Origin of the sequence: Acinetobacter sp. ANC 5378, from assembly GCF_013004315.1 — a bacterium.
In the GTDB taxonomy this organism is placed as follows: domain Bacteria; phylum Pseudomonadota; class Gammaproteobacteria; order Pseudomonadales; family Moraxellaceae; genus Acinetobacter.
The window spans coordinates 1-1,116 of record NZ_JABERK010000060.1 but is presented as its reverse complement, the minus strand read 5'-3'; the positions used below and the strand labels follow the sequence as shown (position 1 = coordinate 1,116).

Genomic DNA, 1,116 nt, shown 5'->3' with positions numbered 1-1,116 from the left:
ATTGCTTCTCGTGGCAAAAGTTCTATAGACTGGTTTTATGGTTGCAAATTACACCTTCTCATGAATAGTGAAGGACAAATTGTGAATACAGTTTTATCCCCTGGACACATTGCAGACATTAGAACCTATCCAGAATATTTTCTATGCAAAAGCAACCTTAAAAAGGCTAAATTAACGAATTGCAGGCTCGTATTTAGGTATCTTTCACAGTTTTTCCAAAGTCTTCTGCATTTTTCCAACCAAGCAAATGATCTTTCAACAACCCAACGTTGAGGAATGACTGCAAATTTATGTAATTCACTTCGTTTAGCAACTTCAACTCGAGCTCTAATTAAATTCTTAACAGCCAAAGAAAAGGGTTCGCCTGTATAACCACCATCAACAAGTACAACCTCTACATTTTGTAAGGTATCTCTATGTAAAGTTATGGCATCTAATGCACCTTGACGATCCGTTTTATCTGCTGTCGTAACCAATATTCCATGCGGGAGACCTTGAGTATCAACAATAATATGTCTTTTAATCCCTGAAACTTTTTTACCAGCGTCATAGCCTTTATCACGTGCAGTATCTGTGTTTTTCACACTTTGTGAATCAATGATGATAAAGCTCGTTTGTTCTTTCCGTCCATTGCTGATACGGGCCTCGCCAACCACATTTTTTTAAAGCTTGCTCAAGTATGCTAGGTTCAGTTTCTGATGGTTTTTTATTCCAAATCGAGAAGTAATAATGCACGGTGCTTTTAGCTGGGAAGTCTCGAGGAAGCATACTCCATTGGCATCCACTTTTTAGAATATAGAGCAATGCGCAAAACACTTCATAGACATCAACGACTCTTGGACGTGTTTGTTTTCTTCCGCTCAATAGTAACGGTTCAATTTCTTTAAAGGCTTCTCGACTAATGTCGCTGGGATATGGTTTTCTCATGAGGGAAATTTAACAAATTATTTTTTCAATTGCTAAAAAGAATGAAATTAATACTGGATAGGCTCTTAGAAAAATCGAAGAATTAGTTGATGGCTTATTGGCAACTGTTTATGGAGATAGAGGTTATATTGGAAAATCAATAAAAACCAAATTATTAGAGCAAGATATCGATTTAATTACTTATCCTAG

At 36.4% G+C, this 1,116-nt stretch carries 1 protein-coding gene and 2 pseudogenes; 2 read left to right on the top strand and 1 reads right to left on the bottom strand.

What is annotated here, in order from left to right:
• Positions 1–123 (top strand): annotated as a pseudogene (locus HLH16_RS12545) (transposase); the annotation flags it as partial.
• Positions 124–125: 2 nt separating this feature from the next.
• On the opposite strand, the gene HLH16_RS12540 reads toward HLH16_RS12545, so the two are convergent.
• Positions 126–927 (bottom strand): IS5 family transposase gene (locus HLH16_RS12540; RefSeq protein ID WP_171529573.1). Its coding sequence is split into 2 segments (ribosomal slippage): positions 126–662 and positions 664–927, totalling 801 coding nucleotides; the frame shifts between segments, so codons are not numbered across the junction.
• A 64-nt stretch (positions 928–991) separates the two neighbouring features.
• Between HLH16_RS12540 and HLH16_RS12535 the strand changes: the two are divergent.
• Positions 992–1,116, top strand: a pseudogene (locus HLH16_RS12535) (transposase); the annotation flags it as partial.